Annotated in this window: 19 protein-coding genes; 13 read left to right on the plus strand and 6 right to left on the minus strand. The window is 41.7% G+C overall.

Translation table 11 applies throughout. The annotated features are described in order from the left end of the window. Positions 1-107 precede the first annotated feature (107 nt). The 7 genes from ACLPIE_RS07150 to ACLPIE_RS07180 all read left to right on the plus strand — a co-directional run bounded on the left by ACLPIE_RS07150 (position 108) and on the right by ACLPIE_RS07180 (position 9654). Positions 108-1772 (plus strand): DUF2813 domain-containing protein, encoded by a 1665-nt coding sequence (locus tag ACLPIE_RS07150; protein ID WP_430260835.1) that lies wholly within the window; start codon positions 108-110, stop codon positions 1770-1772. Positions 1773-1985: 213 nt separating this feature from the next. After that, the gene (gene macA, locus ACLPIE_RS07155) at positions 1986-3092 is read left to right on the plus strand and encodes a macrolide transporter subunit MacA (protein ID WP_430260836.1); all 1107 of its coding nucleotides are present in this window, start codon (positions 1986-1988) and stop codon (positions 3090-3092) included. A 1-nt stretch (position 3093) separates the two neighbouring features. After that, on the plus strand, positions 3094-5037 hold the full coding sequence (gene macB, locus ACLPIE_RS07160; RefSeq protein WP_430260837.1) for a macrolide ABC transporter ATP-binding protein/permease MacB: 1944 nt from the start codon (positions 3094-3096) through the stop codon (positions 5035-5037). A 515-nt stretch (positions 5038-5552) separates the two neighbouring features. Beyond that, positions 5553-6899: a purine-cytosine permease family protein gene (locus tag ACLPIE_RS07165; protein ID WP_430260838.1), complete on the plus strand. Its 1347-nt coding sequence runs from the start codon at positions 5553-5555 to the stop codon at positions 6897-6899. Positions 6900-6909: 10 nt separating this feature from the next. Further along, positions 6910-7743 (plus strand): nitrilase-related carbon-nitrogen hydrolase, encoded by an 834-nt coding sequence (locus ACLPIE_RS07170; RefSeq protein WP_430260839.1) that lies wholly within the window; start codon positions 6910-6912, stop codon positions 7741-7743. Further along, positions 7740-8489 (plus strand): IclR family transcriptional regulator, encoded by a 750-nt coding sequence (locus ACLPIE_RS07175; protein WP_430260840.1) that lies wholly within the window; start codon positions 7740-7742, stop codon positions 8487-8489. Before ACLPIE_RS07170 ends, ACLPIE_RS07175 begins: the two co-directional genes overlap by 4 nt. A gap of 223 nt (positions 8490-8712) precedes the next feature. After that, positions 8713-9654, plus strand: a complete 942-nt coding sequence (locus ACLPIE_RS07180) for a DUF1177 domain-containing protein (RefSeq protein WP_430260841.1) — start codon at positions 8713-8715, stop codon at positions 9652-9654. A gap of 79 nt (positions 9655-9733) precedes the next feature. Here the strand turns inward: ACLPIE_RS07180 and cspD are convergent, their stop codons facing one another. Further along, positions 9734-9976, minus strand: coding sequence for a cold shock domain-containing protein CspD (gene cspD, locus ACLPIE_RS07185; RefSeq protein WP_430260842.1), 243 nt, complete (start codon positions 9974-9976; stop codon positions 9734-9736). 391 nt (positions 9977-10367) lie between these two features. Here cspD and clpS point away from each other — a divergent pair, with 391 nt between their 5' ends. Then, entirely contained in the window at positions 10368-10688 is a 321-nt protein-coding gene (gene clpS, locus ACLPIE_RS07190) for an ATP-dependent Clp protease adapter ClpS (protein ID WP_430260843.1), read from the plus strand. Between the two features lie 31 nt (positions 10689-10719). After that, complete coding sequence (gene clpA, locus ACLPIE_RS07195; protein WP_430260844.1) at positions 10720-13005, plus strand: ATP-dependent Clp protease ATP-binding subunit ClpA; 2286 nt, start codon at positions 10720-10722, stop codon at positions 13003-13005. Positions 13006-13067: 62 nt separating this feature from the next. Here clpA and infA read toward each other — a convergent pair whose 3' ends face one another. From infA to trxB, 5 genes are all read right to left on the minus strand, one after another. Further along, complete coding sequence (infA, locus tag ACLPIE_RS07200; RefSeq protein ID WP_004244560.1) at positions 13068-13286, minus strand: translation initiation factor IF-1; 219 nt, start codon at positions 13284-13286, stop codon at positions 13068-13070. 140 nt (positions 13287-13426) lie between these two features. Further along, positions 13427-14128 carry a leucyl/phenylalanyl-tRNA--protein transferase gene (gene aat, locus ACLPIE_RS07205; protein WP_430260845.1) on the minus strand — a complete coding sequence of 234 codons (702 nt, stop codon included), beginning with the start codon at positions 14126-14128 and terminating at the stop codon, positions 13427-13429. A 7-nt stretch (positions 14129-14135) separates the two neighbouring features. Beyond that, complete coding sequence (gene cydC / locus ACLPIE_RS07210) at positions 14136-15878, minus strand: heme ABC transporter ATP-binding protein/permease CydC (RefSeq protein WP_430260846.1); 1743 nt, start codon at positions 15876-15878, stop codon at positions 14136-14138. A gap of 2 nt (positions 15879-15880) precedes the next feature. After that, complete coding sequence (cydD, locus tag ACLPIE_RS07215) at positions 15881-17647, minus strand: heme ABC transporter permease/ATP-binding protein CydD (RefSeq protein ID WP_430260847.1); 1767 nt, start codon at positions 17645-17647, stop codon at positions 15881-15883. Between the two features lie 764 nt (positions 17648-18411). Continuing rightward, positions 18412-19371, minus strand: coding sequence for a thioredoxin-disulfide reductase (trxB, locus tag ACLPIE_RS07220; protein ID WP_430260848.1), 960 nt, complete (start codon positions 19369-19371; stop codon positions 18412-18414). A gap of 536 nt (positions 19372-19907) precedes the next feature. On the opposite strand from trxB, the gene lrp reads away from it, so the two are divergent. The 4 genes from lrp (at position 19908) to ACLPIE_RS07240 (ending at position 26522) form a co-directional block, all read left to right on the plus strand. Further along, positions 19908-20402: a leucine-responsive transcriptional regulator Lrp gene (gene lrp / locus ACLPIE_RS07225; protein WP_430260849.1), complete on the plus strand. Its 495-nt coding sequence runs from the start codon at positions 19908-19910 to the stop codon at positions 20400-20402. Positions 20403-20813: 411 nt separating this feature from the next. Continuing rightward, a complete protein-coding gene (locus tag ACLPIE_RS07230) occupies positions 20814-24362 on the plus strand; it encodes a DNA translocase FtsK 4TM domain-containing protein (protein ID WP_430260850.1) in 3549 nt (1182 codons plus the stop codon). Positions 24363-24468: 106 nt separating this feature from the next. Beyond that, complete coding sequence (lolA, locus tag ACLPIE_RS07235; protein ID WP_430260851.1) at positions 24469-25089, plus strand: outer membrane lipoprotein chaperone LolA; 621 nt, start codon at positions 24469-24471, stop codon at positions 25087-25089. 89 nt (positions 25090-25178) lie between these two features. After that, on the plus strand, positions 25179-26522 hold the full coding sequence (locus ACLPIE_RS07240) for a replication-associated recombination protein A (RefSeq protein WP_430260852.1): 1344 nt from the start codon (positions 25179-25181) through the stop codon (positions 26520-26522). Positions 26523-26541: the final 19 nt, after the last annotated feature.

The raw sequence follows: 26541 nt of genomic DNA on the forward strand, positions 1-26541 counted from the left end.
TGGTGGAATCACTCGCTATTTTATGTCAGTTGCATAGGGTTTGAATGAATTAACGTTTTTAATAAATTAACGTTTGAGTGAACTAAAAATATTCTAAGGAGAGTGATATGTATCTGGAACGTGTGGAAATATACGGGTTTAGAGGGATCAACCGGCTTTCTTTAGAACTCAATAATAGTACCGTTTTAGTTGGCGAAAACTCTTGGGGGAAATCCAGTTTACTTGATGCGCTGGATCTACTCCTTTCTCCTGAACATCAAGATTACCAATTCAGTTTGCATGACTTTCACCATCCAGCGGGGAATGATGAGTCCCGTTATCGTTCATTGCAGATAGTCTTAAAATTCTGTGAACGTCAAAAAGGGCGTCACCAATCTTATCGATTTCATAATTTGACCTCTGTTTGGGTCGATAATGACGATGATCTTAAACATATCTTTTACCGCGTCAGTGCTGAACTTAAAGACGATAATACGATTGTTGTCGATAAAAGTTTTTTAAATTCGGGTGGAAATAAGTTATCACTGGATAATGTTGATAAGTATATCAATGAAATTAAAAGGTTATATCCTGTTATCCGCTTACGTGATGCTCGTTTTTTACAGTCGATTAACCCAGAAACATTAGTTTCAGGGCAAAAAGAATTTCGCGATACGTTTAATGTGCGCATTAAAGAATTAACCACTGCATTGGTCAATAACCCTGAGCGCTTAAGTGATGAGGATTTAGTCGGCGGTATAGATGCTATGCAACAGTTGCTAAGTCATTATTTTTCAGGGCAAAGCTCACATATTATTAAAGTTGATCATTCATTAGCGAATATCGAACCTCGTCGGCAAGGTTGGAAAGCATTGGACAATATTAACCGTCTAATTGCAAAACCAAACCAGCGCAATATCCGTTTAATTATCTTAGGGATGTTTTATTCACTGTTGCAATCAAAAGGTAATATCCACCTCGATAAGCATGCTCGACCACTCATTATTGTGGAAGATCCAGAAACACGGTTACATCCTATTATGCTATCTATCGCTTGGGGGCTATTTAGTTTATTTTCGCTTCAGCGTATAACCACCACCAATTCAGGAGAACTCCTGTCACTCGCGCCATTAGAAGATCTATGCCGTTTAGTACGTAATACTAATAAAGTTTCTGCTTATCGTTTGAATGATAATGATTTAAGCACCGAAGAATTGCGTAAAATTTCTTTTCACATCCGTTTTAACCGGCCTTCTGCTCTTTTCGCGCGTTGTTGGTTATTAGTTGAAGGGGAAACTGAAATTTGGTTGATGAGCGAATTTGCACGGCAATGTAACTATTATTTTGAGACTGAAGGGATCAAGGTAATTGCATTTGCCCAAAGTGGGTTGAAGCCGTTGTTAAAATTCGCTAATAAAATGGGGATTGAGTGGCATGTTTTGACGGATGGAGACGAAGCAGGCCGTAAATATGCAGCGACAGCCACGCATTATGCCAACAAAATTAACTCCCCAGATAGGGACCGTTTAACTATGCTAACGGCACCAGATATGGAACATTTCCTATATCGCGAAGGGTTCAGAAGCTTTTATCATGAAATTGCCGATATACCTGACAATGCAAAAGTGTCGGCAAGGCGCGTTATCATCAAAGCGATTTCACGTACGTCAAAACCAGATTTAGCTTTGGCAACCGTAAATCGTGCAGCTGAGATAGGGCCTGATAGTATCCCTCTGCAACTGAAAAATATGTTTTCGCGTGTTGCATGGCTTGCTAGGGGGAAAGCGAATTAACAGTGATATCATATAAAAAATATAGAGTTTGTTGATTAATTATTGATAAATGGATGGCTAGGTAAGCTATGTGTTTAATTAATTGATAACTTAAATTATATATCATTCAATCATTGGTTTTTGGCTGGCACTCGAAATAGGGGAAACCCGTTCTCATTTTGCCAGCAATTTAGAGGGCATAGCCCTCTTTTTGTTCATAGGAAGCAAAGATACATGAAGTCAAAACCGAAAAAGAAGTGGCCGATAATTTTGGTAATTACCATTATGATAGCTAGCGCCGCTGGCTTTTTCTTTCGTGGGGAGAAAGAAGAGGTTTTTCAAACGGTCGATATCACCCGAGGTGATTTAGACAAACAAGTACTTGCAACAGGTAAGCTTGATGCGGTACGTAAGGTTGATGTGGGGGCTCAGGTTAGTGGGCAGCTACAAACTTTATACGTTAAAGAAGGGGATTATGTTAAAAAGGGCGATTTATTAGCCGTTATTGACCCCAAAAAAGCGCAAAACGACGTTATGGAGTCTGAAGCAACCATTCGAGAACTTGAATCTAATTTGTCATTAGCTCAAGCAGAACTTCGCCTCGCAGAGATAACTTATCAGCGTCATCTAAGTTTGGCTAAATTACAAGCAGTTGCTCAACAAGATCTGGATAAAGCCAAAACTGACGTCGATGTGAAAAAGGCACAGGTGGCTAATTCTCAAGCACAAATTAAGCGTAATCAAGCCACTTTAGACACGGCAAAGACCAATCTTAAATATACACAAATCACAGCGCCAATGGATGGTATTGTCACTTTCATTAAAACCTTACAAGGGCAGACGGTGATTGCGGCGCAAGAAGCTCCAACGATTTTGACGTTAGCAGATTTGGACACCATGTTAGTGAAGGCCGAAGTCTCAGAAGCCGATGTGATTTATTTGGAGCCGGGACAGAGTGCATCTTTTACAGTATTGGGTGCACCGGATAAAAAATTCTCCGGAAAACTGAAAGATATTTTACCTACGCCAGAAAAAATCAATGATGCTATTTTCTATTATGCACGTTTTGAGGTACCTAACCCACAGCACTTATTAAAATTACAAATGACGGCGCAGGTCAAGATTGAACTCGATTCCCGTAAAAATGTGCTGCTATTGCCTCTTTCTGCTCTCGGGGATGAAATCTCTGCGCAAGTTTATGAAGTGGATTTGCTACAAGGTCAAAAAGCAGAGAAAAAACAAATTGAAATAGGTAGCCGTAACGATGTCTATGTTGAAGTGGTTAAAGGGCTCAATGAAGGCGATAAAGTGATCATTGGGCACAGCGGTGCGGAGAGTTAAAATGTCCGCATTAATTGAGCTGCAAGGGATCACCCGCCGTTATGGCGAAGGGGAAAACCAAGTCACCGTTTTAAAAAATATCTCGCTTAAAATTAATGCAGGTGAAATGGTGGCGATTATCGGAGCATCGGGTTCTGGTAAATCCACATTGATGAATATCATTGGTTGCTTGGACAAGCCGTCCTCTGGGGATTACATCATTGATGGCCAAAATATTGTCACTTTAGATAATAACCAACTTGCCGAGCTGCGCCGTGAACATTTTGGCTTTATTTTTCAGCGTTATCATTTACTAAGCCATTTAAGCGCGGAGCAAAATGTTGAAGTGCCGGCTGTTTATGCCGGAGCAGGTAAAGCTCAACGGCGTGAGCGAGCAGCCCAATTATTACAACGGTTAGGGTTAGGGGAGCGAGTTAACTACCGTCCTAGCCAACTTTCAGGTGGACAGCAACAACGAGTGAGTATTGCGCGTGCACTGATGAATGGCGGTCAGGTAATTTTAGCGGATGAACCAACGGGGGCACTAGATAGTTATTCAGGGAAAGAGGTCATGAAAATCCTGAAAGATCTCTGTGCTCAGGGGCATACCGTAATCATTGTTACTCATGATCCAAACGTGGCGGAGCAAGCTGAGCGGATCGTTGAAATCAAAGATGGAGAGATCCTAAAAGACAGCGGCACAGTAGCATCCAAAACGGCGAGTTCATTGCCAAAAACACCTCCAAGAAAATTCTCTTTAGCTCAAGTATATGGCCGATTTAGTGAGGCTTTACTAATGGCTTGGCGCGCTATGGTTGTCAATAAGATGCGCACCCTGCTGACTATGCTTGGGATTATTATTGGTATTGCATCGGTAGTCTCAATCATGGTGATAGGTGATGCTGCTCAAGGTATGGTTCTAAATGATATCAAATCAATTGGGACGAATACTATTTCAATTTATCCAGGGGAAGACTTTGGTAGTGATGATGCACAAAATCGTCAATCCCTAAAACCATCAGATATTGATGCGCTAGCAAAGCAGCCTTATGTCCATGCCATTTCAGGGGAGCTCAGTAGTTCAGCTCGTCTAAGGAAAGGTAATCTAGATGCCTCTGCACAACTTTTGGGTGTAGGGCGGGAGTATTTTAATGTTTATGCCTCAAAATTTTCTGAGGGGATGAATTTTACTCAAGATATGGTAGATAGGCGAGCACAAGTCGTGGTTATTGATGCAAATACCAAACGTCGTTTTTTCCCTAAGCAAGCTCATGTTATTGGGGAAACCTTGTTAATTGGCAACATGCCCGCAACAATTATTGGGGTACTTGAAGAAAAAAAATCGGCTTTTGGTTCGAATAATTCATTGTCGGTTTGGTTACCGGACACGACCGTGAATAGCAAAGTACTTAACCGTCCATACTATGACAATATTACCGTGCGAGTGAAAGAAGGTTACGATGCAAAAGTGGTGGAACAGCAATTGACACGTTTATTAACACTACGGCATGGTAAAAAGGATATTTTCACCTATAACCTTGATACTTTTGTAAAAACAGCAGAAAAAACCACACAGACCATGCAGCTGTTTTTAACGTTAGTCGCAGTTATTTCGCTGGTGGTTGGTGGTATTGGCGTCATGAATATTATGTTAGTTTCCGTCACAGAACGAACGCGTGAAATTGGTATTCGTATGGCTGTAGGGGCTAGAACCAGCGATGTCATGCAACAATTTTTAATTGAAGCTGTTTTCGTGTGTCTGATGGGGGGGCTGCTGGGTATTGGGCTATCTTATGGCATCAGTTTACTCGCTCAAATGGCATTACCTGGCTGGTCTTTTTCTTTTGATCCTGTGGCATTAATCAGCGCATTTGCTTGTTCGACTGCAATTGGGGTTGTTTTCGGTTTTTTACCTGCACGCAATGCGGCAAGGCTAAATCCCATTGATGCACTGGCAAGGGAATAGTTTATTAGTTTATATTTGCCTCGGTATTGAATTTTTGATACCGAGGTGTTCCAATTGATAACCATTTCAAGTGTTTTACTCTTCAGCTTTGTCTGCTCGGCCTTTTGCTCAACTTTGTATTTTGCATAAAATATTTTTTGGATATATCTAAGTGCTATTGCCTGAACGATAATTCTATTTTTAGATGTTAATTTGTGGTTTAACGCTGACTTGCTAGGGGATTTAGGGTGGTTCCGCTTAATGGAACCAAGTTCCTCAGTTAAGTTATGTTAACTAAATGAGGGGTTTTTAACCCGTTAATTTATCAATAAAATTTTTTTTGATTTAGATATTTTCTCATTTCTCTAAATATTCCATAATAAAAAAACTATCTGAAAAGATAAATTCTACTTGCGGATTGGTATCAATCATGGATATTATTTGTCTGTAGAATAAATGAAACCTAGTTCCATTTAATGGAACCCATAATAAGCCAGTAAAAAATAAGCAAAGACAACCCACACAGCAGGTGCAGTATGGCGAACAAAGCAGGTGAAGATTATTCTTTGGCTCGAGTACCCCAAAGTGCTCGTAGGCCGTTCTATGAAGTGTTAATTCTACGAATTGGCGCACTAGCTTGTGTTTCACAGGTGATGTTAGGTGCGGCTCTCGGGTTTGGATTAACTTTTTGGCAGGCGTTTTGGGCAACTATGCTTGGCTCTGTAATTTTACAGGTGGTCAGTTGGGGGCTTGGGGCGGCTGCTTGCCGTGAAGGTATGTCCATCAGTTTACTCTCTAGGTGGGCTGGTTTTGGTAAGCTAGGCTCAGCTCTTATTGGTGGCGTAATTGCCATCGCTTTAATGGGGTGGTTTGGTGTACAAAATGGCTTCTTTGCGGATGGTATGTATAAAGCGACTAATGTGCTAACACCAGGGACTTGGTCACTTATTACAGGTATTGCGGTGACAGTTATTACAGTATGTGGGTATCGATTTTTATCTATTACTGCAAATATCTCAACACCGCTATTTTTATTCGCGTTAGGTTGGGCGACATATAATTTGTTATCAGGTCAGGACATTGGCGTATTAATCAATGACACTGAACCCGCCGGGCCACTTATGACTATGCCTGCCGCCATTACGATGGTTGCAGGTGGCTTTATCATTGCGGCAGTTACAACTCCCGATATCAGCCGCTTTATGAAAGCACCTAAAGACGTATTTTGGATGACATTAATTGGTACTTTCTTTGGTGAACTTCTTGTAAACATGATAGCAGTATTGATGGCGCTATCATTACGTACAAGCGAAGTATTTGATTTAATGATGGCATTAACAGGCCTATTAGGCGCGTCGATTGTTATTTTTTCAACCATAAAAATGAATGATATCAATCTGTACTCTTCATCTTTAGGGTTTTCGACATTACTCAATGCTATTTTTAATAAGCGTTTCGACCGCCGTTATTTAACATGGGTGATAGGTATTTTTGGTACCATCGCGTCAATGTTAGGTATTTTAGATAACTTTATAGGCTTCCTTATTTATTTAGGTATAGCCATCCCACCAGTTGCGGGGATCATGGTTGTCGACTATTACATTTTAAAACGAGACCGGGAAGAGCTTGATGTAACTCGAGCACAAGGGGTTTTACCTGCAAGTTGCGAAGCATATAACCCGATAACATTATTTGTATGGTTAGTTGCTGTAATTGTGGGGTGGGGAACCTCAGAATTAGGGCCATTTAATGCAGATTTTGGTATTCCAGCATTGAATTCATTGGCCACCAGTGCTGTCGCCTATTGGATAGGTATGAATTGGCATGCAAAAGCAAAAGGTATAGACGCCGTGCATTTTCGCAAAGTCTCTGATTTAGATTAAGGGTTAATCAATGTCAGGTATAAAAGTTAAGGTTGCATTGGCTCAGTTTAATTCTGAGCTAGGTAATAAACAAAATAACTTACAGCGCATGGCTCAGATGTGCCAGCAGGCTGCCGACTCAGGCGCTAAACTGATTTGTTTTCCTGAATTAGCAACGACCGGTTATCGTGGCGACTTGCTGACCACAAAACTGTGGGATTTGAGCGATTCCACAGGGAGTGACACCTACAACTTATTTAGTGAACTCGCTACTCGTTTTAATATCACCATTGTTAGCGGCTTTGTCGAACGTGGTGACTATTTAGGCGATGTCTATAACTCCGTGGGTGTTTGGAACCCTGAATGCGATGGAATTAGCGGCGTATTTCGCAAAGTTCATGCTTTTGGTTTAGAGAAACAATGGTTTGGGCGTGGTGATAGCTTCCCTGTGTTTGAAACACCGATTGGCAAAATTGGTGTCATGATTTGTTATGACATGGGGTTCCCTGAAGTTGCGCGTATTTTAACCTTGCAGGGAGCTGAATTACTGTTAGCGCCTTCCGCTTGGTGTGTACAGGATAGAGATGTTTGGGACATTAATAGCGCTTGCCGAGCCTTAGAAAATGGCACGCACTTACTGGCTGTAAACCGTTGGGGCCATGAAGACGACCTACATTTGTTTGGTGGTAGTAAAGTATTAGGCCCACGAGGGCAAGTACTATATGAAGCAGGCTGTGATGGTGAGCAGCTATTAATTGGTGAAATAGATTTCCAAGAACAAGCACACACACGTCTCAAAGTGCCTTATCTGAGAGATCGAAAGCCACAAAGCTATAGTGTATTAACCCAAGGTTTAGGGTCATGAGTATTTTATCTAGCGTTGTTGATGTATACCAATTATTCCTTCGTTTAGGTACTGAACTGACAGTCACGACGTTAGTCAATGAATTAGGGATGCCAAAAAGTTCCGCTTCACGTTTGCTAAAACAAATGGCGGAGCTTGGTTTATTGGAAAAGAAAAATAACGCACCGATTTATCGTCCTGGTTTATTGATTATGGAACTGGCTCACCGAGCAAGAGGCATGAATCCGTTAATCGATATGATGCTTGAAGCATTGGATGAGTTAGTAAAAGATAGCGGTTTTACGAGTTACGTCTCTGCACTTGATGACGATATGGTTCGTGTTGTTCATGCTCGTTTTGGCAACCGCATGTTACAGGTAATCACTCAACCAGGAACACGTTTACCTATCCTTGGTACTTCAACGGGGCGTGCATTATTAGCTAGGTTACCGTTAGATGAAAAAGCAAAAATTATAGGTCGAGAGCCAAAAGAAGAACAAGCAAGGCTAACTGAACGAATGAGTCTTATCGCTGAACGCGGTTGGGAGTTTTCGATGAATGAGTCTGTTACAGGCGTAGCTTCTGTATCTAGTACAGTTTTTGACCCATCACAAAATACGTTATATGCCTTGTGCCTAAGTTTGCCTGAAACACAAATGAACGATGAGGTTATGGTGCAATTATCAACTAACCTCTGCCATAAAGCAGCCTATCTTGGTTGTATGGTTGGTGATCCTTATTGGCTGCAAAAAAGTGTGAAAAAGTAATCCAGTATGTCACTAATCGTAATAATAGTTAGTAAAAGTAAGTAGTTAATTATAAGTGGTTTATACAGTTAGTCTTTTATTTAAGTGCGTGAATACGCCTTCATCAGGAAAAATGGAACCTAGATAGTTTTAGGGTTTCATACAGGGCGAAAGGAAGCATATCGAATAGCTTCGGAGTAGCCCTTCATTCTTATAAAAAATAATTAAAATTGAAGGAAGTACAATGAGTCTAAAACAAACTCTTTGCGTTTACGATGTGATCGATTGCGCTAGTGTTAAGGGAGAAGACATTGTTGAATTGTTCCAAAATTTCCCACAAATCGAAGTAATATCCAAAACAGTTAAAGACCATAAAGGTCAAAGCGATTTTATTCGTATCAGCATACCCGGCACGCAAGGTAAACTCCAAGGTAAAAATGCCCCAACATTGGGTATTATTGGCCGCCTAGGTGGCATTGGTGCTAGGCCATCTCGCATTGGGGTTGTTTCTGATGCTGATGGCGCCATTGCAGCGATTGCTACAGCATTAAAATTGGCTCAAATGCACGAAAAAGGGGATAAATTAGTGGGCGATGTTATTATCACTACGCATGTTTGCCCGAATGCGCCAACACGCCCACATACACCTGTTGATTTTATGGATTCTCCTCTTGAAGATGCCACAATGAACCAACATGAGGCAATTCCAGAGGCGGATGCGGTTTTATCAGTGGATACGACCAAAGGAAATCGCTTACTCAATCACAAGGGTTATGCGCTGTCACCTACGGTGAAAAATGGTTATATCCTACCAGTATCTGAGGACTTGATCCGTTTAATGGAGTGGAGTAGTGGGCAAAAAGCCATCACATTTCCATTATCTATTCAAGACATCACTCCATACGGTAATGGCCTTCACCACATCAATAGCATTTTACAACCAGCGGTATCAACATCAGCACCTGTTGTCGGGGTTGCTATCTGCTCAGAAACACTAGTGCCAGGGTGTTCAACGGGGGCAAGCCATGAAGTGGATATTGCTGCTGCCGTGAAATTTATGATTGAAGTTGCAAAAGAGTTTACTGCAAATCAGTGCGCATTCTACGATATTGAACAGTACGCGTTATTAACATCGCTGTATGGTGATATGTGTCATTTACAAACTGGCGGTAATAAAACTCAGTAATTTCAAAGAATAGCCACAGTTAATTATTGACCTCATCAATGTAATTGAAATAATTAACTGTGCTCTATTGATTAAAAAATTAATTCAATTCGCTGCTATCGGTAGGGCTATCTTCAGCTTCAATAGGAATAATGAGGTCAGCATGGTTACCTTTTGGGCCAATAATTACGCTGAATTGAACTTTCTGGCCTGCTTTTAGCGTCCTGTAGCCGTCCATCTTGATACAGGAATAGTGAGCAAAAATATCTTCTCCGCCATCAGCCGAGCAAATAAAACCAAAGCCTTTTGCGTTATTGAACCACTTAACGATACCTGTCTCCATATTTTATCCTTTAAATTTGTAAATATTATGTTTACAGAAATGTATAAAAAATACACAGAATTTAAGTAAAAATACTGCGTTCATTGCTCGCAAAACATACTGTAATAAATTAGATTCTCAGGTCAAGAGGAGAGTCTCAGGAATTATGGTAAAGTGTTAAGAATTCGATAAACGTTGACGGCTATTTTCTGTGATATTTGATGTGGCTCACAAATTGCTAATTATAGGAGTTAGTGAATCAGCCGTGTTACACTGTGATTTAAAGATTGATAAGAAAAAAAGAGTATGGTCTCTAACGGCATAGTTTGGTAAGACTATCAGCATGACTGATAGAAATCGTTGATAATAAAGACTATGCTTAAATTGAAGTTAAACACTGAGCAAGAAAGTAATGAGTGATTTTCTGGGCACATTTAAAACTGACGTCATTTTTAAAGATGAAGTGGATCAAACCTTACAGCCACCATCAATGTATAAGGTACTATTAAATAATGACGATTATACTCCGATGGATTTTGTTGTCGAAGTGTTACAAAAATACTTTTCTTTTGATGAAGAACGCGCTACACAGATAATGTTAGATGTCCATTTTCAAGGAAAGGGAGTTTGTGGAATTTTTACCGCAGAGGTTGCTGAAACAAAAGCGGCACAGGTCAATACTTTTGCCCGTGAACATGAGTACCCTTTGCTTTGCACTATAGAGAAGGTCTGACCGGGCTTAATATCAATTTTGGGAGGTGCTTATGCTCAATCAAGAACTGGAGCTTAGTTTAAATGTAGCTTTTACGAAAGCGAAAGACAGTCGCCATGAATTTATGACTGTGGAGCACCTATTGCTGGCGTTACTGAGTAATATCTCTGCGCGCGAAGCTTTAGATGCTTGTAAGGTTGATCTTGTCGCATTACGCCAAGAACTGGAACACTTCATCGCACAAACTACACCTTTGCTACCCGAAAATGATAACCGAGATACACAGCCTACGCTGAGTTTCCAACGTGTGTTGCAGCGAGCCGTTTTCCATGTGCAATCATCTGGGCGCAGTGAGGTGAGTGGTGCAAATGTCCTTGTGGCGATTTTTAGCGAACAAGAGTCGCAAGCTGCATATTTATTGCGTAAGCATGATGTTAGCCGCCTAGATGTAGTGAATTACATTTCTCATGGTACGGTTAAAGGTGAAGAACCTTCTTCATCAGAACAAGATATATCCTCCAATAGTACGCCAAATGAAGAGCAACCAGTCTCAGAAGACCATATGGACAACTTTACGACCAATCTGAACCAGCAGGCTAGGAAAGGTAATATCGATCCGCTGGTGGGCCGTCAGGCTGAATTAGAGCGTACCATTCAAGTTTTGTGTCGCCGTCGTAAAAATAACCCTCTATTGGTCGGTGAATCAGGCGTTGGTAAAACAGCTATTGCAGAAGGCCTTGCATGGCGTATAGAGCAAAACGACGTCCCTGATGTGATGAAAGGTTGCATCATTTACTCCTTAGACATTGGGTCTTTATTAGCGGGAACGAAATACCGTGGTGATTTTGAAAAACGTTTCAAAGCGCTGTTGAAAATGCTGGAAAAAGACCCGAAAAGTATCTTATTTATTGATGAAATTCACACCATTATTGGTGCGGGTGCCGCTTCTGGTGGGCAAGTTGATGCCGCTAATTTGATTAAGCCGCTACTGTCAGGTGGCCGCATTCGCGTTATTGGCTCAACAACCTATCAAGAATTTAGCAGTATATTTGAGAAAGACAGAGCCTTAGCCCGCCGTTTCCAAAAAATTGACATTGTTGAACCTACACCAGAAGAAACTATTCGCATCATCACAGGGTTAAAACCTAAGTATGAAGCGCACCACGATGTGCGTTACACCGCAAAAGCTATTCAGGCGGCAGTGGATTTATCTATTAAATATATTACTGATAGGCATTTACCTGACAAAGCAATTGATGTTATTGATGAAGCAGGGGCAAGAACTCGTCTTGTCGCTATCAGCAAGCGCAAAAAAACCATCGGTGTTCCTGAAATTGAAACCGTGGTGGCTCGCATTGCTCGTATCCCAGAAAAAACAGTTTCGTCGAGTGATAAAGACAAACTCAAAACCCTTGATTCACGTTTGAAAATGTTAGTATTTGGTCAAGATAAAGCCATTGATGCATTATCTGAAGCCATCAAAATGAATCGAGCTGGCTTAGGCTTGGAAAATAAACCCGTCGGTTCATTCTTGTTTGCAGGCCCAACAGGGGTAGGTAAAACAGAAGTTACCGTACAGTTAGCTAAAGCATTAGACATCAAATTACTACGTTTTGATATGTCGGAGTATATGGAGCGCCATACCGTCAGTCGTCTTATTGGTGCCCCTCCAGGCTATGTTGGTTTTGACCAAGGTGGTTTATTGACTGATGCCGTCATTAAACACCCTCACTCCGTTGTGCTGTTGGATGAAATTGAAAAAGCACATCCTGATGTGTTTAATATTCTCCTGCAAGTCATGGATCACGGAACATTAACGGATAATAATGGCCGTAAGGCTGATTTTCGTAATGTTGTGGTCGTGATGACAACGAATGCAGGGGTACAGGAGACACAACGTCGTTCTATTGGTTTTGCAGAGCAAGACAATAGTACAGATGCGATGTCCGAAATCAAAAAAGCGTTCTCACCAGAGTTCCGTAATCGTCTCGATGGGATCATTTGGTTCAATTCATTAACGCCAGATATTATCGCCCAAGTAGTTGATAAATTTATTGTCGAGCTACAAGCTCAGCTTGATGAGAAAGGGGTATCAATTGAAGTGAGCGCAGCGGCTCGTCGTTGGTTATGTGAAAAAGGTTATGACAAAGCAATGGGAGCCCGACCTATGGCTCGCGCCATTCAGGATAACCTTAAAAAACCATTAGCAAATGAATTGCTGTTTGGTTCATTAACAAATGGTGGCTCGGTAAGTATCGGGCTTGATGAAAAAAGTAACACACTGACGTACAGCTTCAGTAGCGTGCACAAGGCCTCCCCGGAGGATGCGGTATTCTAACAAAATAAACCACAGGTGTATTTTTCACCTGTGGTCATGTCAGGCCTTGCCTGAAGAGAATATCAACGGCTACGGAAAATGATTCGGCCTTTGCTCAGGTCATAAGGAGTTAACTCTACAGTTACCTTGTCGCCTGTCAGGATGCGGATATAGTTTTTACGCATTTTTCCAGAAATATGAGCAGTCACCACGTGACCGTTTTCCAGTTCAACACGGAACATTGTGTTTGGCAGGGTATCTAACACAGTGCCCTGCATTTCAATATTGTCTTCTTTGGCCATCTAATCCTCTAAGTTTAATAACCTGATTTTTAACGGGCAAGATAATGCCCAAAAACCCGCACTAAGTAAAGAAGTGTCGCATTTTAACACGATCTTTATTTCTACATGGGGGTATAAAATTATTGTAAAACCAAAATTCACTAATTGAAAATTGGCGGTAATTCAATCGATTGCGGTAACCAGCAGGCGGGATCAATCGCTTTGTCACGCCACCGATAAAGAATATGTAAAAAATCCCTACGGGATATTTCTTTTGCACCTATTGAGGCGGTATGGTGGTTAAGCACCTGACAATCAAAAAGCTGCCCATTATAGCGCAAAAAATGAAAATAGAATGTAATAAAAGCAAATTTGGATGAATCATTCATTCTACTGAACATGGATTCCCCACAAAATAGGTGACCCACGTTTACGCCATAAAGACCGCCAACAAGTTGATCGCCATACCATGCTTCAACAGAGTGCGCTCGTCCCTCTTGGTGTAAAGCCAAGTAGCCTTCTTGGACTTCAGGTAAAATCCAAGTACCTTCTTGGCGTACAGAACAGGCTTCTATAACCTGTTTAAAAGCATGGTTAACTGTTACGCGATAACGCTGCTTTTTCAATACCTTTTTCATTGAGCGACTGATGTGTAAATCACCAACCATCAATACGGCTCTGGGATCGGGGGACCACCATAAAGGCATCTCTCCAGGATTAAACCAAGGAAAGATACCATCATAATAAGCTGCTTGCAGCCTTTTTGATGAAAGATCTCCACCGATGGCCAATAAACCATTGGGCTCACGCATCGCTTCAGACACGGGAGGAAATAGGTAAGAGTCGTCATCTAGTTGGTACATATACGCCTCAACGTGGTTGTTGTGCCCAGTGGCGTTGGCGGAACAGGTAATATTTGCCTTGCATCGCAATTAGTGCCTGATGAGTACCTTGCTCAACAATTTTACCATTATCCATTACACAGATGTTATCCATTTCTTCAAGGCCTTGCATACGGTGAGTAATCACAATCAACGTTTTGTCTGCACATTTTTCTTTGAGCAACACTAAAATTTGTTGTTCAGTTTGCGCATCAAGCCCTTCTGTTGGCTCATCCATTAACACTAATGGGGTATTATGCAATAAGGCGCGGGCAATGCCTAAACGGCGTTGTTCTCCACCAGATAACTGGCGACCACCTTCACCCATCCATGCGTTAAGCTTAAGCTCATTTTCCAGCAAGTTGCCTAAACCTACTTGATGTAAAACATCGTTAAGTTCTGCATCTGTTGCTTGTTCATTAGCGAGCAGTAAGTTATTGCGTAATGTATCGCTAAACACATGTACACGCTGTGGAACTACGGACATGACACTGCGTAGGGTCTGCTCACTATATTCCTGAATTGGTTTGCCGTTCAAATAAATAGTGCCGCTATCGGTATCCCATGCACGTGTTAGAAGCTGTAAAAGTGTGGACTTACCACAGCCTGTTTTGCCGAGTAAAGCAACGTGCTGGCCTTTATTTAACGTTAATGACACATTATTCAAAACAGCGAATGGCTGTTCTGGATAAGTAAATGAAATATTATCGACGGTCAAATTTTCGAGGGTATTTATCGTTGTGCTTTCCGTTGGGAAAGTGACTTCAGGTTTCGCGGTCATTAGCTGAGAAACCCGTGTGGCTGAGGCAATAACTTGCCCCATATGTTGGAAAGCAACAGCAACTGGGCCGAGCGCTTCAAAAGCCGCTAGCGCACAAAAAACAAATAACGCAATTAACGCGCCGGGTTTGGTATCTCCGCCAACATGGTCTGCAGCCATCCACAAGAGCAATGTCGCAGTGACCCCAGAGGCAAATAAAATAATCGCTTGGGACAGCCCTGTCAGTGCCGCTTGTTGTTGTTGGCGAGCTTGCCAACTGTTTTCTATGTCCCATAAGTTTTGGCGAAAACGAGCCATCGCACCAAATAGGGTTAACTCAGCTTGCCCTTGTAAAGCGGATGTCAAAATAGCCCGATAGTGGCCCCTTAATTCAGTCAGTTCGTGACCAATTGGTTTTCCTGCACGGTAAAATGCATATGGCATGGTAAATAGCAAGAACAACATTACGCCACCGAGCGTCCATGCAAGGCGAGGATCGAGGTAACTTAAACCGAAGATCAAGACAAACGTGACGAAAAATGCAGTAATAATCGGTGATAATACACGTAAATAGAGGTGATCGAGGGTTTCCACATCAGCGACAAGACGGTTAAGTAACTCACCTTGCCGAAAACGACTGATACCACCGGGAGAAAGAGGGAGCACTTTGCTAAAGGCAAAAACCCGTAAGTGAGCCAGTACCTTAAAGGTGGCATCATGGCTAACTAAGCGCTCTGCATATCGGCCTGCGGTACGGAAAATAGCTGCACCACGAACACCTGCGGCAGGTAGCATATAATTGAAATAATAGAGGCCAGGGAAGCCGGCAATGGCTGTTCCCGCTAGAAACCAACCTGATAGTGTTAGCAAACCAATACTTGCGAGCAGCGTGACGATGGCTAAAATGATGCCCAAAGTGATTAAAAACCAATGGCGACGATAAAGGGCTAAGAAGGGTAATAAGACTTTCATTATCAAAGCTCCTCACTACGGTAGGCAAGTAATTGAGCGAATGGGCCTTCAGATTGGCTAAGTTGCTTATAGTTACCTTGTTGAATGATTTGACCATTAGCCATCACCCATATTTGGTCATAATCGATGGTTTCTTCCAGTAAGTGGGTAACTAAAAGGGTTGTTTGCTGCTCTGATAATTGATTTAGAGTTTGCATAACCCGTTGTTCACTATGGGAGTCTAAACTCGCGGCTGGTTCATCTAAGAGTAATAAACGCGACGGTTTTAATAAGACCCGAGCAACCGCAATACGTTGAGCTTGGCCGACAGAAAGGCGAGCAGCGTAGTCCCCAATACGGGTATTTAGCCCATCAGGTAGCATGGGCAAAAATTCAGAGACGTAAGCACGGTCAATACACTGCTGAATTTCTTCTTCAGTTGCATCGGGTTTACCTAAACAGATATTTTCTATCAATGTTTGTTCTGGTAGGTGTGGGTTTTGTCCAACCCAGCCGAGTAACTCACGCCATTGCTCAGGGGACAACTCACTAAGTTCAATGTCGTTAATCGTGATAGAGCCGTTATAGGGCAAAAATCCCAGCAATAAGTTGAGTAATGAGCTTTTGCCCGCACCACTTTGCCCGACAATTGCAATACGTTGTTGTGGTTCGATGGTAAAATTCAACGGGCCAGCAAGACGCACGCCGTCATGCGATAAAACTTCTAATTGCTTGGCTTGGATACGAATGGGTTCATTAGGGACAGTTTTATTGCCTTGCTGTGGCTTTTTCTCACCCTCACTACGTAATAACATCTCTAAAGTTTCAGCTGCGCCAACAGCTTGTGCTTTTGCATGATAATAAGTGCCAAGATCACGTAAAGGTTGGAAAAATTCAGGAGAGAGGATTAACGCGAGAAAACCTGCAAATAGAGTCACAGGTAAGCCATAGCTACCAAAATTTATTTCACCCAGATAAGAAAACCCGAAGTAAACAGCCACAACCGCAATCGAAATCGAAGCGAAAAATTCGAGTACACCAGAAGATAAAAATGCCATTCTCAGAACTTCCATCGTTCTGGAACGAAAATCTTCAGTTGATTCACGAATTTGCTTAATTTCTGCCTTTTCACGGAAGAATAAGCGCAGGGTATCTAACCCGCGTAGCCTGTCAAGGAAGCTACCACTAAGGCGGCCCAAAGCAATAAAATTGCGTCGGTTAGCATCTGCTGCACCTAAACCAACCAGCGCCATAAAAATAGGGATCAGGGGCGCTGTAACGAATAAGATCATGGCGGCAGCCCAATTAAATGGGAATATGGCTATCAAAATCATCACAGGAATAATCGCCGCTAAATACATTTGAGGTAAATAACGGGAATAGTAATCCTGCATATCTTCAATCTGCTCAAGAATGATAGTTGCCCAGCTACCTGCGGGCTTGCCTTTAACCCAAACAGGCCCGAGTTCTTGTAGCTTATCTAACACCTTTGTACGGATTTCTTGGCGAACAACTTGACCACAGCGAAAACCAATACGTTCTCGGATATAAGTGACAATGGCCCGGAGGATAAAGACGCCAATTAGCAGAACAAAAGGGGTAATTAACTGTTCTCGTGGTATACCGTCCATAATTAAAGCTTGTAGGATAACGGCTAAAAACCATGCTTGAGTGATGATCAGTAAGCCACTGAGCATGCCTAACAGCATAGAAATTCGTAACCAGCGCTTAGCAGGGGCACTGTGTTGTTTTAACCAACGTACCAATTCAGTCTGTCTTGATTTATCCATAATGATTTAGTTAGCAGGTGTAGTTTGAGTGTGGTTAGATTGCGCAATCTAACGTTGTTTTTATCATGTGTTTATTGCATTTTAAATCACATGGAACGATAACTTAGTGATCTAGCAACACAATTGATGATGATACGAAAAGTTGTGTTCTTGATCTGACCATGCAATTTGGTTAATTTAGAGTACATCATAGCAGTTTCATTAAGATATGTTACATAATAAAAATAGGTTATTTAACGCGAATAGTGTTTTGTTATTAAATTGTTTTGCAAAGGTAAAATTAATATTTCCCGTTTAATAAACTTCCCCATGCTCTGTCTTTTTCTTCTATGGTATTAAATCTCCGATTTTGCATTGGCAATAAGGTAGCTCATAATAGAGGGGGATAAAAACAGCGAGTAACATAGGCGGGGATGCGGTCAATTTAACTTAACTGACTTTCAGAACGAACGGCGCAATTCATTGTTCCTATGATGACAACTCCTTAGATGATAGCAAGCACCACAATAATTAAATAAACATAACTGCGAATTGAATCACATTTTAATTGTTGCCCATACTCATACCTTCTAAAGTTAATATTATGTAAAAACAGTATAGGTAGTGATGTAGGGCCACAATATAAACTTGCTCTTAAAAATACTTCGTAATAGCAAATAGTTAACAAAGAGGGACATCATGACGATAGATAATAATAAGGCTTCAATCCGTTTAAGATTAAAGCCTTATTTTAAAATAATGACCCGTCCTAAATAAGTGATGAATTATTTAGATGCCAGTCCATCTAGATATCGCTCTGCATCTAATGCTGCCATACAGCCGGTTCCCGCTGATGTAATAGCCTGACGATAGATATGATCCATAACATCCCCAGCAGCAAATACCCCCTCGACAGAAGTTTGAGTTGCATTACCGTGGGTACCTGATTGGACTTTGATGTAGCCATTATCTAAATCTAATTGACCTTCAAACATCGCCGTGTTTGGGCTATGACCAATAGCAATAAATGCCCCCATTACAGGAATTTCTTCCATAGCATGAGTTTTAGTGCATTCAAGGCGAACGCCGGTAACGCCCATATCATCACCTAAGACCTCGTTTAAGGTGCGGTCAGTGTGTAGGATAATATTGCCGTTTTCTACTTTATCCATTAAACGATTGATCAGAATTTTTTCTGCTCGGAAGCTATCACGACGGTGGATAAGGTGAACTTCTGAAGCGATATTTGATAAATACAGCGCTTCTTCGACCGCCGTATTTCCCCCGCCTACAACAGCAACCTTTTGATTACGGTAGAAAAAACCATCGCAGGTTGCACAAGCTGAAACACCGCGACCTTTAAATGCCTCTTCAGAGGGTAAACCGATATAACGAGCGGAAGCCCCTGTTGCGATAATCAAAGCATCACAGGTATATTCACTTTCGTCACCCATTAAACGAAAAGGACGTTGCTTTAAGTCTACTTTTTGAATATGGTCAGAGATAATCTCAGTTTCAAATTTTACTGCGTGCTCGTGCATACGCTCCATGAGACCCGGACCCGTTAGCCCTTCAGGGGAACCGGGCCAGTTTTCAACCTCAGTCGTAGTCGTTAATTGACCGCCTTTTTCTACCCCAGTAATGAGAGCAGGGCTTAAGTTCGCTCGCGCAGCATAGACTGCGGCAGTGTAACCCGCAGGACCGGAACCTAGAATGATTAACTTGCGATGTATAGTTGTGCTCATGAATTCCTCTTTTAATCTAAAAAAACCATTAGTAAGATTGTAGGAGAAATAGAAGGTTAACAAAAGCGGTTTAGGTGCGAGTTAGTGTCATGTTGCTAATTTCTCTGATAGGCAACATCAACTAATTGTAAAAAAAGTGTGAGAAAAATTGGTTGTGTCACGCATCACAATTTTTAGGAATTATCTTGAATTAAGGCTGCGAAACGTTTTACTGGAAAAAAAAGCGAAATCTTGTACTGATTTTTATTCATTTACTTTGACAATCGGCTGCGCATTTGCGAAAACATCTATGTAAGAGTTAATTATCTAGCAGGTCAATGGAAATGGCCTATTTTTGTTCTTGCTGGAAAGTTAGCTTTACGCTACTTACAAACTTAGAAAACGAGTAATGATTGTGAGTGATAATTACATTCACACGAATTCAGTATTATGAATAAAATTTGCTCCTGAACACTATTCTTAAATAAAAAAGGTGGCGGCGAAGGTGCTATTTTATAGATGTAGAAAATAACAATTAGAGAAAGAGAGATAAAGAGATGATTGACAATAAAAAGCGTCCTGGCAAAGACCTTGACCGTATCGACAGGAATATATTAAACGAATTGCAAAAAGACGGACGAATTTCTAATGTAGAATTATCTAAACGTGTTGGTTTATCTCCGACTCCATGTTTAGAACGTGTTCGTCGTCTTGAAAGACAAGGGTTTATTTCTGGTTATACGGCGTTATTAAACCCTCACTACTTAGATGCATCTTTATTAGTATTTGTTGAAATTACATTGAACCGTGGTGCGCCAGATGTATTTGAACAATTCAATAATGCAGTTCAAAAACTTGAAGAAATTCAGGAATGTCACCTTGTTTCTGGTGATTTTGACTACTTGTTGAAAACGCGTGTGCCTGATATGTCCGCATATCGTAAGCTGTTAGGTGAAACTCTGTTACGTTTACCTGGCGTTAACGATACTCGTACTTATGTGGTAATGGAAGAAGTTAAACAAAGCAATCGCTTAGTGATTAAAACTCGCTAATTATTGCTTTTTTGGCCTCACTTCAGCACAGCTCTTCAGCTTTGTTGTCGCACTGCAGTTTCAACGCTGAGTTTACTCAGCGTTGTTCCGTTTAAATATAATGAAAATCTGATTTTTTCTCTTTAAATCCCTTATTTGATAGCAAACTAAGCCTTTCTTACGTTTTTTTACGAAACTCTATTAGCAATCAATAAATTTAATTTCCAATTTATTGATTTTAAAGCTATAAATAATTAAGAGTTTTAACGATAAATAGAAATTGAATCCTTATACGTTAGATGAAATACTGAATCCTATGGATGCGGTGATGTAGCGATTTATCTTAGTCACAGCAAAACAGGCACAGTAAGACGATTAATGTTAGAATAAACATAAGTAAGTAAAGTACATCAGTCAGTAAAAGAAACAATAATGAGCCAAGAATATACAGAAGATAAACATATTAAGTTTAAAAAGCTAAGTAGCGGAAGACGGCTATTAGAGGTTATTTTGCTCGCAATTTGTTTGAGCGCTATCTTTTTAATGGTTGCTTTATTGAGTTTCAGTCCTTCCGACCCTAGTTGGTCGCAAACAACATGGAATGCCCCGGTTAAGAATCTAGGCGGTAGCGTTGGTTCATGGAGCGCAGATATCCTTTTCTCCGCTTTTGGTGTCCTTGCATTTGCTATTCCCCCTTTATTGCTCCTAGGTTGTTGGGCAATTTTTCAGTATGAAAGTCAGCGTAGGTATGTTGATTTTTTCTCACTATCATTAAGGCTAATTGGTGGGCTTGCTTTAATTTTATCTTCTTGTGGTTTAGCTGCTCTTAACTTTGATGATTTACCTAATTTCGCGTCAGGTGGAGTTATTGGCAGCGTGTTTAGTAGCGCAATCATGCCTTGGTTTAATTCATTGGGAGCTACATTAGCGCTGCTATTTTTGTGGGTGATTAGTTTTACTTTGTTCACAGGTTGGTCATGGTTGACTATTGCAGAAAAGATAGGAGCAGCAATCCTTCTCCCTATTACGTTACTAACGAATCGTGCAAGGGGAGATGATTTAAATGACTATGATGTAGAAGAAACTGAAGGTGCTTTACAACGAGCACAAGAAGCTGAGCATAGAGCAAATGATGATCAAGCTGATATTGATTTGGATGATGTGTTATTTTCAGCGCCGACTGTTGCTGAATTAGTAACAGAAGAACTTCCTTCAGTAGAGTCTGTAGCTAGTGAAAATGTTGTAATAACTAAAGCCGTCACCGAAGATGTGGTTTCACCAGTGGCACAAGAAACGACACAATCTGAAAATATACCATCTTTCTCAGCGGTAGATGAAGCTAACACCTATCATTTTGAGGTGCCTGATGACTATGAACCGCAATTAGGTATAGCATCTCAAGTCTCAAATGTTCCACCTGCATCTCAATCACACAATGTTGCGCCCCAACAACTGGAGTCTCAGCATCAAAGCACTGTTTCTTACGCTGAGCAAGTAAATAATCCAGTGCAGCAACAGTATAGCTCCCCCGTTTCAACACCTTCATCAACAGAGTTTAATGTGAGTGATATTGTTGAAAATATCACTCACACGCCAGTATCTGAACGGGTTTCAGACCCTGCGGCATTAGAAGCTGCGGGTATTTCAGTTGCAGCGTTAGAACGCCATGCTCAAGTTAAGCAAAATATGGAACCTGAGCTACCAAGACCGAATCCTGTCCGGTTACCAACTCGCCGTGAGTTATATGGTATTCGGATACCATCTCAGCGCGACGCTGAATTACAACGTCGTCAAGAAGAAGCGTCAAAACGTGAACAAATATACCAGCAGTGGTCAGCTGGGGACGCGAGTGATACAGCGAATAATGAAGATATAGAACAAGATGAATTGTTACGAGCACAGTTCATTGAGCAGCAACGAGAACGCTATGGTGATATTGATGAAACAGACTACGAGTCAACTAAACAAGCGTTAGATCCGATTGATACGCCGACTCAACCTGCCGTTGAGCAGGTAGTGTCACCGGAAACGAGCGCATGGACTCAGCCTGAAATTGAGCATCGTTGGCCATCAACGGAAAATACCCATACAATTCCTGCATCTGCACCCGTGGCTAATAGCATGGATAGCGACAGTCGCTATCAGCAGGAGCAAGATAATTTTGAACCCAAAATTGACCTGAGAAAAGAGTTTTCAGTGCTAGATAGCTTTTCTCCGGTTGATGATTTAGTCGATGACGAACCGGCAGATCCACTCTTTATGCCGTCATTTAGCGCGGTGTCAGCTTCGCCTGTTATCTCACAAAATAATATAAGTGAAGGGCTTGCTAGTCCGTTATCAACGGCACACACTTTTGCGCAGCCACAGCAGCCACAGCAGCCACAGCAGCCACAGCAGCCACAGCAGCCACAGCAGCCACAGCAGCCACAGCAGCCACAGCAAGACAGCCTATTTCATCCGTTCTTGGTACGTAATGATCAACCATTACCAAAACCAACAACGCCAATGCCATCTCTTGATCTACTGTCTAGCCCTCCTGAGCAAGAAGAGCCGGTGGATATGTTTAAGCTTGAGCAAACAGCAAGGTTAATTGAAGCGCGTTTAAATGATTATCGTGTTAAAGCCGAAGTTGTTGGTTTTTCACCGGGGCCTGTTATCACACGTTTTGAGCTCGACTTAGCACCGGGGGTGAAAGCTGCACGTATTTCAACCTTATCTCGCGATTTAGCGCGTTCGTTATCTACCGTTGCGGTACGTGTGGTTGAAGTCATACCTGGCAAACCCTATGTTGGGCTTGAACTGCCTAATGAGAAACGTCAAACCGTTTATTTAAGAGAAGTGCTGGATTGCGATGATTTTAGAAAGAATCCTTCACCACTAACGATTGTTTTGGGTAAAGATATTGAAGGCGACCCAGTGGTGGCTGATTTAGCGAAAATGCCTCACTTATTAGTTGCAGGTACAACTGGGTCAGGGAAGTCAGTTGGGGTCAATGCGATGATCCTCAGTATTTTATATAAAGCGAAGCCTGAAGATGTTCGCTTTATTATGATTGACCCGAAAATGTTGGAGCTTTCCATCTACGAAGGTATTCCACACTTATTGACGGAAGTGGTTACCGATATGAAAGACGCAGCAAATGCATTGCGTTGGTGCGTTAATGAGATGGAACGTCGTTATAAACTCATGTCGGCGCTGGGTGTGCGGAACTTAGCTGGTTATAACGAAAAAATTAAAGCAGCAGCGGATATGCAGCGCCCAATTCCAGACCCTTTCTGGAAACCGGGAGATAGCATGGAAATGGAACATCCAATGCTGAAAAAAGAACCTTATATTGTCGTGATGGTTGATGAATTTGCTGACTTAATGATGACAGCAGGTAAAAAAGTTGAGGAGCTTATTGCTCGTTTGGCACAAAAAGCGCGTGCTGCAGGTATTCACCTTGTACTTGCTACGCAACGTCCTTCCGTTGATATCATTACAGGGCTAATTAAAGCTAATATCCCAACGCGTATTGCCTTTACTGTTTCCAGTAAAATTGACTCACGTACTATTCTTGACCAAGGTGGTGCTGAGTCCTTGCTTGGTATGGGGGACATGCTGTATTTACCGCCAAACTCTTCAATTCCAATGCGGGTACACGGTGCATTTGTCCGTGACCAAGAAGTGCATGCAGTTGTTAATGATTGGAAAGCGCGCGGTAAACCGCAATATATTGATAGCATTACGACTTGTAGCGATGATAACGACGGTGGTGGCTATGATAGTGGTGGGGAAGAACTCGACCCTCTATTCGACCAAGCGGTGGAGTTTGTCGTTGAAAAACAACGAGTTTCTATATCTGGTGTTCAACGTCAATTCCGAATTGGTTATAACCGAGCAGCAAGGATCGTTGAACAAATGGAGCTACAAGGTATTGTTAGTGAACAAGGGCATAACGGTAACCGTGAAGTCCTTTCACCACCGCCAATGGGGCGCTAAAAATTTGTCAGCAATTTAATAAATTAATGTACTAATTGCGGGTTTTATTCAAGGGGTGTATAAAGTCGATACGTCTCTTGGGGGATAATATAAAGGGCTTTGTTCGATGAAAAAAATGCTGTTATTGGGCGCATTAGCCTTTAGTTTACATATTGGCCAAGTATTGGCAGATGCGAGTCAAGACCTTCAGGCTCGCCTGAATAAGGTCAATAGTTTTCAAGCCAGTTTTTCACAAAAAGTGACGAGTCCTGAAGGGGATCTCGTACAAGAAGGTGTTGGGGACTTATGGCTTGAACGCCCGAATTTATTCAATTGGAATATGACATCACCGGATGAAAGTGTATTGGTTTCCGATGGTAAAAACTTGTGGTTCTATAACCCATTTGTTGAGCAAGTGACGGTTACCAATTTAGCGGATGCCACGCAGGATACCCCATTCTTATTAATCACACGTAATAACCCGAAGGATTGGAAACAATACTCAATCATTCAGCAAGGAAATACGTTTGATTTAAAGCCTAGGCAAACAAATGGAACATTGAAAAGCTTTTCAATTACCGTTTCACCAGATGGAACAATTGAAAAATTTTCTGCCGTTGAGCAAGATGGGCAAGTTAGTGCTTATCAACTAAAAGAGCAAAAAAATGGTCATGTGGACGCCAGTAAATTTAAATTTACTGTACCAAAAGGGGTTACTTTAGATGACCAACGTTCCAGTGCAAAATAAGCATTAAGGGCTAATGAAACTCATCATCATCAGGCGCAGTTAACCTGATGATAGATACCCTATTTGTTAAGAGGTAAAAAGAGGATCTTGTGGGTAACCTATCTCTTGATTTTTCGCAGAATGAATTTCAACCTTTAGCAGCACGCATGCGGCCTGAAACTCTTGAACAATATATTGGTCAAAAGCATTTGTTGGCAGAAGGGAAACCGTTGCCTCGTGCTATTAAGGCTGGGCATCTGCACTCCATGATCTTATGGGGGCCACCAGGAACAGGTAAAACAACACTCGCTGAAATTATTGGCAACTATGCACAAGCAGATATTGAGCGTATTTCTGCGGTGACCTCCGGTATTAAAGAGATCCGTGAATCCATCGAAAAAGCACGACAAAACCTCAGTGCTGGGCGTAGAACTATTTTGTTTGTGGATGAAGTACATCGCTTTAATAAAAGCCAACAAGATGCATTTTTACCGCATATTGAAGACGGTACTATCACCTTCATTGGTGCAACAACAGAAAATCCCTCATTTGAGTTAAATTCAGCACTGTTATCACGGGCAAGAGTGTATTTACTTAAATCACTTGAGGAAAGTGATATTGAACAGGTACTGTTGCAGGCATTGAGTGATTCCTCTCGTGGGTTAGGTGGGCAAAATATCGTATTACCTGATAGCACACGCCAAATGATTGCACAGCTAGTTAATGGCGATGCTCGGCGCTCATTGAACTTACTTGAAATGATGGCTGATATGGCCGAGGCTGATATCAAAGGCCAGCGTGTTTTGACTTCGGAATTACTTAAAGAAGTTAGTGGAGAGCGTGCTGTCCGTTTTGATAATAAAGGTGATCGTTACTACGATTTGATTTCTGCATTGCACAAATCAATAAGGGGGTCATCCCCTGATGCTGCACTGTATTGGTTTGCAAGGATCATTACCGCGGGTGGAGATCCGTTATATGTTGCTCGTCGGTTACTTGCTATTGCATCTGAAGATGTGGGAAATGCGGACCCTAGAGCAATGCAAGTAGCTATTTCTGCATGGGATTGCTTTACACGGGTAGGACCTGCAGAAGGTGAGCGTGCGATTGCTCAAGCCATCGTTTATTTAGCTTGTGCACCGAAAAGCAATGCCGTGTACCTTGCCTATAAAGCAGCGATTAAAGATGCACAGATGCAGCCTGATTATGATGTACCCGATCACCTTCGTAATGCTCCGACTAAATTATTAAAAGAAATGGGAGCCGGAAAAGAGTACCGTTATGCACATGATGAGCCAAATGCTTATGCGGCTGGGGAAAACTATTTTCCGGAGCCAATGAAGGCAACGCGTTATTATTACCCGACAAAACGGGGGCAAGAAAGTAAATTTGCTGAAAAACTAGACTGGTTAGCCCAACAGGATCAAATTAGTGCGACAAAACGCTATCGCTAAACTAGGCAATGCGGTAAGG

Origin of the sequence: Providencia sp. Me31A (genome assembly GCF_050487165.1) — a bacterium.
Classification (GTDB): Bacteria; Pseudomonadota; Gammaproteobacteria; order Enterobacterales; family Enterobacteriaceae; genus Providencia.